Source organism: Pseudomonas sp. BTN1 (assembly GCF_001907715.1).
Classification (GTDB): Bacteria; Pseudomonadota; Gammaproteobacteria; order Pseudomonadales; family Pseudomonadaceae; genus Aquipseudomonas; species Aquipseudomonas paracarnis.
In genome coordinates this window covers 30,154-40,199 of sequence record NZ_MPBM01000041.1, presented here as the reverse complement: position 1 = coordinate 40,199, position 10,046 = coordinate 30,154, and the positions used below count along the sequence as shown (strand labels likewise).

4 protein-coding genes are annotated in these 10,046 nt (G+C 59.0%); 3 read left to right on the top strand and 1 reads right to left on the bottom strand.

Annotated elements, in window-relative coordinates:
- A partial coding sequence (locus BMH52_RS21020; protein WP_143192542.1) for a retention module-containing protein occupies nt 1-4,590 on the bottom strand: 4,590 nt, incomplete at its 3' end.
- Between the two features lie 336 nt (nt 4,591-4,926).
- Between BMH52_RS21020 and BMH52_RS21015 the strand changes: the two genes are divergently transcribed.
- Genes BMH52_RS21015 through BMH52_RS21005 form a run of 3 tightly spaced genes read left to right on the top strand, consistent with a single transcriptional unit; the run spans nt 4,927 to nt 9,833 of the window.
- A complete protein-coding gene (locus BMH52_RS21015; protein ID WP_014716368.1) occupies nt 4,927-6,282 on the top strand; it encodes a TolC family outer membrane protein in 1,356 nt (451 codons plus the stop codon).
- 40 nt (nt 6,283-6,322) lie between these two features.
- Nucleotides 6,323-8,479, top strand: a complete 2,157-nt coding sequence (locus BMH52_RS21010) for a type I secretion system permease/ATPase (RefSeq protein WP_060767840.1) — start codon at nt 6,323-6,325, stop codon at nt 8,477-8,479.
- Nucleotides 8,469-9,833 carry an HlyD family type I secretion periplasmic adaptor subunit gene (locus BMH52_RS21005; protein ID WP_014716369.1) on the top strand — a complete coding sequence of 455 codons (1,365 nt, stop codon included), beginning with the start codon at nt 8,469-8,471 and terminating at the stop codon, nt 9,831-9,833. Before BMH52_RS21010 ends, BMH52_RS21005 begins: the two co-directional genes overlap by 11 nt.
- Nucleotides 9,834-10,046 lie beyond the last annotated feature (213 nt).

Sequence of the window (10,046 nt, the reverse complement as noted above, 5' to 3'; positions counted from 1 at the left end):
TGTCAGCGTTACGGTAGTGGCGTTATCGGTGCCTGGTGTATCAGTAACGGTGGTGTTCACCGCGGTAGTGCCAGGGACCAGATTCTCGAAATGCTCGCCGCCGGTCACACCCTTGATAGCTGTGGTGACGGTTTGATCGCCTTTATAGACATCATCAGGAGCAAGAACCGAAACGCTACCGCTAGTCTGGTTTACGCCAATGGTGATGGTCTGGCCGTTATCCAAGGTGACGGTCAACGGGTTGGTGATGTTAGTCACCGGCGCACCGTTTTTATCCACAAGGCTAGCGGTGTAGACGATGTTGCCGCCTTCACCAACGGTGGTGGTGGCCGTCAGGACCACATCGACCTTGTCGATGGTGTCGTTGATCGTGGTGGTTGCGCCGTTGCCTGCTACTTCGAGTTTTTCGAAGTTGCCGCCGGAAGCGTCGGTGATCTTGACGGTCTGAGTGCTCTTATCGATGAACACGTCATCGCTAGGAGCGGGCACGGTCACAGTGCCAACCGTGTCGCCAGCCTTGATGGTAATCGACGAGCCGTTGTCCAACTTCAGCGTGACGTCAGTGCCCGCTTTATTGGAAAGCGTGGCGGTGTACGTAATCTGTCCACCCTCATTCGCTTCGGCCGGAGCGGTCAAGGTCACGGTAGTGGTGTTGTCGGTACCGGGTGTATCGGTAACGGTCGTGTTAACCGGGGTAGTACCTGGAACCAGATTTTCAAAATGCTCGCCGCCGGTCACGCCTTTGATGGCGGTAGTGACGGTCTGGTCGCCTTTGTACACATCGTCTGGCGCTACGGTGGTAATGGAACCGCTTGATTGGTTTACGCCGATGGTGATGGTCTTGCCGTTATCGAGGGTGACGGTCAGCGGATTGGTGATGTTAGTCACTGGTACGCCGTTCTTATCCACAAGGCTGGCGGTGTAAACGATATTGCCGCCTTCGCCAACGGTGGTAGTGGCGGTCAGGACCACATCAACTTTGTCGATCGTGTCGTTGATCGTGGTGGTCGCACCGTTGCCCGCAACTTCGAGTTTTTCGAAATTGCCGCCAGTGGTTTCGGTGATCTTGACGGTCTGAGTGCTCTTATCGATAAACACGTCATCGGTAGGGGCAGGCACGGTTACGGTGCCAACAGTGTCGCCAGCCTTGATCGTGATCGACGAGCCGTTATCCAGCTTCAAGGTGACGTCAGTACCGGCCTTGTTGCTCAAGGTCGCGGTGTACGTAATCTGACCACCTTCGCTCGCCTCGGTTGGAGCCGTCAGCGTCACGGTAGTGGTGTTATCGGTACCCGGTGTATCAGTCACAGTTGTGGTGACGTTATCGGTACCTGGGACCAGATTTTCAAAGTGTTCGCCGCCGGTTACGCCTTTGATAGCAGTAGTGACGGTCTGGTCGCCCTTATACACATCATCAGGAGCCAGAACCGAAACGCTACCGCTCGATTGGTTTACGCCAATGGTGATGGTCTGGCCGTTATCCAAGGTGACGGTCAACGGGTTGGTGATGTTAGTCACCGGCGCACCGTTTTTATCCACAAGGCTAGCGGTGTAGACGATGTTGCCGCCTTCGCCAACAGTGTTGGTGGCCGTCAGAACCACATCGACTTTGTCGATGGTGTCGTTGATGGTGGTGGTTGCGCCGCTGCCTGCCACTTCGAGTTTTTCGAAGTTGCCGCCGGTGGTTTCGGTGATTTGGACAGTCTGGGTGCTCTTGTCGATGAACACGTCATCGGTAGGCGCCGGCACGGTTACGGTGCCAACGGTTTCGCCAGCTTTGATAGTGATCGAAGAGCCGTTATCCAGCTTCAAGGTGACGTCAGTACCGGCCTTGTTGCTCAAGGTCGCGGTGTAGGTGATCTGGCCGCCTTCGTTAACGGCACTTGGCGCAGTCAGCGTAACCGTGGTGGTGTTATCGGTGCCTGGGGTATCCGTAACGGTGGTGTTCACCGCCGTAGTACCCGGCACCAGATTTTCAAAGTGCTCGCCGCCGGTCACGCCTTTGATGGCGGTAGTGACGGTCTGGTCGCCTTTGTAGACATCGTCTGGCGCGATGGTGGTGATAGAACCGCTCGACTGGTTTACGCCAATAGTGATGGTCTGGCCGTTATCCAAGGTGACGGTCAACGGGTTGGTGATGTTAGTCACCGGTGCGCCGTTCTTATCCACAAGGCTGGCGGTGTAGACGATGTTGCCGCCTTCGCCAACGGTGGTGGTCGCGGTCAGGACTACATCGACCTTGTCGATGGTGTCGTTGATCGTCGTGGTTGCACCATTACCTGCAACTTCGAGTTTTTCGAAGTTGCCGCCGATGGTTTCGGTGATCTGGACGGTCTGGGTGCTCTTGTCGATGAACACGTCATCGGTAGGCGCAGGCACGGTTACGGTGCCAACAGTTTCTCCAGCCTTGATGGTGATCGAAGAGCCGTTATCCAGCTTCAAGGTGACGTCGGTACCGGCCTTATTGCTCAAGGTCGCGGTGTAGGTGATCTGACCACCTTCGCTCGCTTCGGTCGGAGCGGTCAGTGTCACCGTAGTGGTGTTATCGGTGCCTGGTGTATCCGTAACGGTGGTATTAACCGGGGTAGTACCAGGAACCAAGTTCTCGAAATGCTCGCCGCCGGTCACACCCTTGATAGCAGCAGTGACGGTCTGATCGCCTTTATAAATATCGTCTGGCGCCACGGTAGTAACGGTGCCGCTGGATTGGTTAACACCGATGGTAATGGTCTGACCGTTATCCAAAGTCACGGTCAACGGGTTGGTGATGTTAGTCACCGGCGCGCCGTTCTTATCCACAAGGCTAGCGGTGTAGACGATATTGCCGCCTTCACCAACGGTAGGAGTTGCCGTCAGCACCACATCAACTTTGTCGAGGGTGTCGTTGATCGTGGTGGTTGCGCCATTGCCTGCAACTTCCAATTTCTCAAAGTTGCCGCCAGAGGTCTCAGTGATCTGGACGGTCTGCGTGCTTTTGTCGATGAACACATCATCGCTAGGCGCAGGGACAGTTACGGTGCCAACGGTCTCGCCAGCCTTGATGGTGATCGACGAACCGTTATCCAACTTCAGCGTGACATCTGTGCCCGCTTTGTTGGAAAGCGTGGCGGTATACGTAACCTGCCCACCTTCGTTCGCCTCGGTTGGCGCTGTCAGCGTCACAGTGGTGGTGTCGATCGAATCGGTAATGGTGGTAATCGCTGGCGTGGTGCTCGGCACCAGGCTCTCGAAATTGCCGCCAGTCGCGCTCGTGATCGTCGTACTGACGGTGCTGCCGTTGACGTAGACGTCATTAGCCGGCGTATCAACGACAACGCTGCCTGTCGATTCGCCGGCCTTGATGGTGATCACCGAGCCATTGCTCAAAGTGACGTTCACCGGCGTTTGCGCCGGGTTGGTCAGCGTGGCGGTATAGGTGATCTGGCCGCCTTCAGTCACGGTCGAACCTGCGGTCAGGGTGACCGTGGTGGCATCGATCGAATCGGTAATGGTCGTGACCGCAGGCGTGGTATTCGGTACCAGATTCTCGAAGTTACCGCCCGTTGCGCCCGTGATCGTGGTGCTGACGGTCGAGCCATTGTTGTAGACGTCGTTAGCTGGCGTATCAACCACAACGCTACCCGTCGACTCACCGGCCTTGATGGTGATCACCGAGCCATTGCTCAAGGTGACGTTCACCGGGGTCTGCGCCGGGTTGGTCAAGGTGGCGGTGTAGGTGATCTGCCCTCCTTCGGTCACGGTCGAGCCAGCAGTCAGGGTGACCGTGGTGGTGTCGATGGTGTCGGTGATCTGCGTCACAGCCGGGTTAGGGTCGATGGTCAATACCAGGTTGCCGCCGCCGGTGGTACCGGTAACGCCGACGCTTATCTGGCCCGGGTCGATGTACGGGCTGTCATTGGGGGCCAAGGGCACATTGACGGTGCCGGTCAACTGGCCCGACGGGATAGTAATCACCGCGCCATTGGTCAAGGTGACGGTCAGGTCACTGGTGGATGGCCGGGTCACGGTAGCGGTGTAGGTCAGCACGCCGCCCGCTTCGGTGATGGTCGGCGTCGCGCTCAGGGTCAGGGTCGAAGGCTGCAGCACTTGGTTACCCGAGTCTGCCGAGCCTGGTGCTCCGCTCAGGGCGTTGAGTGCCGAAGTGCCTTGGCCGATGGGTGCGGTGGGGAAGCCGATGGTCGGGTCTACACGGCCGGCGGTCGCGTCCAGCACCACGAAGCTGTGGCCGCCCCCGGCAGCACCATTACCGGCAGCGTTTGCGCCGGCGGCAGTGGCTTCCAGCTCGGTGGTCGGGTCGGCGCCGGCGGCGATGGCTTGTTGCAGCTCGGCCACCGAGGGCGCGGCTTGCTCGCTGGCCGCTGCCAGGTCGGCGGTGGAGTCCGGCATATCGGCGCTCCACTGGGTGTCCCGGCCCAGGTCCAGGATGCGACCGTCGGCCAGTTCCAGGCTCACGGCGCCCGACAGACCGGTGTCGATCTGGTCGCCGGCAAACAGACGATCACCTTCTACAAGGACGCGACGGGCACCTTCCGGAGAAATTACGAAAACTTGACCAACAATGCTTTTGACGGTGGCAACAACACTGCTCATTAAAATTTTCTCCGGCGATCCGTTTCGACAAATCCATTTCGCAGCGCGCTATTAGCGCTGCCAATCTGGGGGCGTAGTCTATAAATGCATTGACGTCAAATATTTGGCTGGATTTTTTAGCTATCTAGTTTGTGCCAAACTATTGACCTTATGGGCGTCATCCTAAACAATCGCCCTAGTAATGTCACATTGATATTTATGCGGCGAACCGTCCTACATGTGTGAAGCAGTTCCGCTTTTCGAACTTTCCGACGTACGGTCATTACGGTAGCCATTATCCGACGCAGCGGTGCCAATCGCTGTGATTTAAGACAAGAAGTCTTGGGGAAATTTTAAATGCGTCTGCACCTGTTCAAGGCAATACCGTTCGCTCTCGCCGCCAGTTTCGTACAAGCCCAGACACTGCCCCAAGCCATGCAACAGGCATTGGATGTACACCCGGAAATCCAAGCGGGTGTTAACAGCCGCATCGCCGCCGATTACCAATTGCGCGCCGCACAAGGTGGCTACCTGCCGCGTGTCGATCTGAACGCCGGATACGGCCGCCAAGGAACCGACAACGCCACCACCCGCGCCAACAACCCTGGCGGCAATCACTGGGACACGCTCAATCGCGGCGAATCCAGCCTGCGCCTGCAGCAAATGATTTTTGACGGTTTTGCTACCTCCAGCGAAGTCGGGCGTCAACAAGCCAACGTGAATTCCCGCGCTTACTCCTTGCTGGGGACTTCCGAGCGCACTGCGCTGACCGTTGCCCAGGTTTACCTGGAAGTATTGACCCGCCGTGAGTTCGTACGCCTGGCCGAAGACAACCTGCGCAACCACGAGCGCATCTACGACCAGATCAAGTTGCGCACCGAGCGCGGCGTCGGCAACGGTGCCGACCAGGACCAGGCTGAAGCCCGCCTGGCCCAGGCCCGTAACAACTTGATCACCGAGCAGACCAACCTGGCCGATGCGCAGGTCAACTACCTCAGCGCCGTCGGCCAGATGCCCGACGAACTCGAGCGTCCGGCCCCGTTCATGGCCATGCTGCCGGCAGACCTGAATGAAGCCCGTCGCCAGATGCTCGACAACAGCCCGGTACTGCGTTCGGCCGAGTCGGATATCTCTGCCGCCGAGAAGCAGTACGACGCCGCCAAATCCACCTTCTACCCACGCTTTGACGCTGAGCTGGGCACCAACGCCGACAACAACGTCTCCGGTGACCCCAACCACAGCAATGGCTGGGAAGCCATGGTGCGCATGCGCTTCAACCTGTTCGCCGGTGGCAGCAACAAGGCCGACCTGCAATCGAAGTCCTACCAGGCCAACCAGGCGCTGGACATTCGCAACAATGCCTTGCGCCAACTCAATGAAGAGCTAGGCTTGGCTTGGAACGCCCTGAACAACGCCAACGCGCAATTGCCGGTTGCCCAGCAGTACGTGGATCACAGCACTCGCGTACGTACGTCCTACCAGCAACAGTTCAGCCTTGGTCAACGTACCCTGTTGGATTTGCTCGACAGCGAAAATGAATTGTTCACCGCTTCCCGCCGCCTGGAAGAAATCAAGAACATTCAGTTATTTACTCAGTACCGAATCAAGGCGACCATGGGCGAATTGCTCAAGAGCCAGGGAGTGGTTGCACCAATGGCCTCCGTCGTGCAGAACGACGTGAAACCTAAAGTCCAACTGCCTGGGATGAATTGAGCCACCCCAATAGCCCCATCTGTTAGTCGAGAGTGCCCGCGTGGAACCTGAAGTCAGTCGAGTTCATCTCAGTCATGATCCACGCGCACTGCACGACGACCCGTTACTCGACGGGTTGTTGGCGCTCTGCGCCCTGCATCAAAAACCGGCCAGTGCGGCCATGCTCACCACCGGCCTGCCGCTGCCTTCGCAACGCTTGAGTGCCGACTTGCTATCGCGTGCCGCTGCGCGGGCCGGGTTGCAAGGCCGGCTGCTGCAACGCAAGCTGGAACAGATCCCGACTATTGCACTGCCGGCGCTGCTGTTGCTCAAGGACGGTCGCAGTACCGTGCTGGTGGGCTGGGAGGGCGAAGATCAAGCGCGGATCCTGCTCAGCGAAAGCGACGGCGGTGAAGTGCTGATCAAGCGCGAAGCACTGGCCGACGACTACATCGGCAAAGTCTTCTTTGCACAGCCGCAGCACAAGTTCGACGTCAACCACGGCAGCCTGATTCCGCGGGCACGCTCGTGGTTCCGTGACACCCTCATGCGTTCACGCTGGCTCTACACCGACGCCATCGCCGCCAGCTTCCTGATCAACATCATCGCCATGGCCGCGCCGCTGTTCGTGATGAACGTGTACGACCGCGTCGTGCCGAACCAGGCCACCGCCACCCTGTGGGTGCTGGCCGTGGGTATCTGTGGTGCCTACCTGTTCGACCTGATCCTCAAGAGCCTGCGCAGCCTGTGCCTGGACCTGGCCGGTAAAAAAACCGACCTGATCATCTCGGCCACGCTGTTCGAGCGCATCGTCGGCATGTCCATGAAATACCGCCCGGCGCGGGTCGGCAGCTTCGCGCAGAACATCCACGAGTTTCAAAGCCTGCGCGACTTCCTCGCGTCGCTGACCCTCACCAGCCTGATCGACCTGCCGTTTACGCTGCTGATCTTCCTGGTCATCGCCATTCTCGGCGGGCACCTGGTGTGGATTCCAGTGTTGGCGTTCCCGCTCGCCCTGGGCATCGGCTACGCCTTGCAGAAGCCTCTGGTCGCGACCATGGAACGCACGATGGCGCTGGCCGCCGAGCGCCAGTCGAGCCTGATCGAAACCCTCGCCGGGCTCGATGCGGTCAAGGTCAACAATGCCGAAAGCGAGCGCCAGTATGGCTGGGAGCAGACCATCGGCACCCTTAGCCGGCTTGAGCTGCGGGTGAAGTTGCTGTCGGGCCTGTCGATGAACATGACCCTGCTGATCCAGCAACTGGCCGGCGTGATCATGATCGTGTTCGGCGTGTACCAGATCATCGACGGCAACCTCAGCATGGGCGGCCTGATTGCCTGCTACATGCTCAGTGGCCGCGCCTTGAGCCCGTTGGCCTCGCTGTCGGGCCTGCTGACGCGCTACCAGCAAGCCAAGGTCACCATGACCTCGGTGGACCAGATGATGGAGCTGCCCCAGGAGCGCAACTTCGAAGAGCGCCCCATGAGCCGTCGCACCCTGCAAGGCGCCATCGAGTGCCGGGGCCTGAACTTCACTTACCCGAACCAGCAGAACCTGGCGCTGAAGAACATCAACCTGGTGATCAAGCCAGGGGAGAAAATCGGCATCATCGGCCGCAGCGGCTCGGGCAAAAGCTCCCTGGCCAAGTTGATCGTCGGCCTTTACCAACCCGACTCCGGCTCCTTGCTGGTGGACGGCGTGGACGTGCGCCAGATCGACGTGAGCGAGCTGCGCCACAACATCGGCTATGTCGCCCAAGATATTCAATTGCTGGCCGGCACCCTGCGTGACAACCTGGTCAGCGGTGCGCGCTACGTCGAGGATGAAATGGTTTTGCAAGCTGCCGAACTGGCCGGCGTGCACGAATTTGCCCGTCTGCATCCCCAAGGCTACGAACTGCAAGTCGGCGAGCGTGGGCAGAACCTGTCCGGCGGCCAGCGCCAGAACGTTGCCCTGGCCCGTGCGCTGCTGCTCAACCCGCCCATGCTGCTGCTGGACGAACCCACCAGCGCCATGGACAACACCGGTGAAGAACGCTTGAAGCAACGCCTGCAAGCCGTGGTGCAAAACAAGACCGTAGTGCTGGTCACGCACCGAGCCTCACTGCTCTCCCTGGTCGACCGCCTGCTGGTGGTCGACCGTGGGCAGATTCTCGCGGACGGCCCGAAAGCCGTGGTCATGGAAGCGTTGAAGAAGGGGCAGATCAGTGTTGCTTAACTCCATCAAGAGTGCGGTCGGCCGCTACTTCAAAGGCTCCGATTCGCTGCAGGGCCAGCCGCTGCCCGAGGTCAACAAGGCGCTGATCGAAGATGCGCCACGGGTCATCCGCCTGACCATCTGGGCAATCATCGCGTTCTTTGTATTTCTGGTGGTGTGGGCCGGTTTCTCCCAGATCGACGAAGTGACCCGTGGCGACGGCAAGGCGATTCCGTCGTCCAAGTTGCAGAAAATCCAGAACCTGGAAGGCGGTATCGTCGCCGAGTTGTACGTCAAGGAAGGCCAGATCGTAGAGGCCGGCGCGCCGTTGATTCGTCTCGACGACACGCGGTTTGTCTCCAACGCCGGGGAAACCGAAGCCCTGCGCCTGGCCATGCAACTGCGTGTCGAGCGTTTGAGCGCGCAGGTGGATGACCGTCCGCTGAACATCCCTGACGAGGTGTTAAAGGCCGCGCCGAGCCAGGCCGCCAACGAGCGTTCCTTGTATGAAAGCCGCCGTCAACAGTTGAAGGATGAAGTGGGCGGTTTGCAGGAACAACTGGTACAGCGCCAACAGGAACTGCGCGAGTTCACCTCCAAGCAGGGCCAATACCGCAGCCAGTTGTCCCTGCAACGCCAGGAAATCAACATGTCCGAGCCGCTGGTGGCCCAGGGCGCGGTGTCGCCGGTAGAAGTGCTGCGCCTCAAGCGCGCCGAAATGGAAACCCGCGGACAGTTGGACGCTACCACCCTGGCGATCCCGCGTGCTGAATCGGCGATCAAGGAAGTGCAACGCAAGATCGATGAAACCCGCGGCAAATTCCGCAGCGAAGCCCTGACCCAACTCAACGAAGCCCGTACAGAACTGAACAAGGCCGAGTCCACCGGCCGCGCGCTGGAAGACCGGGTCAGCCGCACCCTGGTCACTTCGCCCGTGCGCGGGATCGTCAAGCAGTTGCTGGTCAACACCGTTGGCGGTGTGATCCAGCCGGGCAGTGACATGGTCGAAATCGTGCCGCTGGACGACACCCTGCTGGTAGAAGCCAAGATCCGCCCGCAAGATATCGCCTTCCTGCACCCAGGGCAGGAAGCGGTGGTCAAGTTCACCGCTTACGACTACACGGTCTACGGTGGCCTGAAGGCCAAGCTCGAACGCATCGGCGCCGACACCATCACTGATGAAGACAAGAAGACCACCTACTACATGATCACTCTGCGCACCGACCGCAGCCACTTGGGCACCGATGAGAAGCCGCTGCTGATCATCCCCGGCATGGTTGCTTCGGTGGATATCATCACCGGCAAGAAAAGCATCCTCAGCTATCTGCTAAAACCGATCATCAAGGCGCGGGCCGAGGCGTTGCACGAGCGTTGATTTTTATCGCTGGTACTGACGCCTTCGCGAGCAAGCCCGCTCCCACCTTGGAATGCATTCCAAATGTGGGAGCGGGCTTGCTCGCGAAAGGGCCATCAGCGTCACCGCGTATAAAATGTCTACCTCAAAACGCCATATCAATATGCTCTAACGGTATTTAAAGTCCGGTTGTTATACCTATAAATTCACTCCCCTGTCCGCCGGGAATGAATC

What these genes read in the sequence shown, in the direction of transcription:
- BMH52_RS21015 (WP_014716368.1), top strand. Translation starts at nt 4,927, where the DNA reads ATGCGTCTGCACCTGTTCAAGGCAATACCGTTCGCTCTCGCCGCCAGT.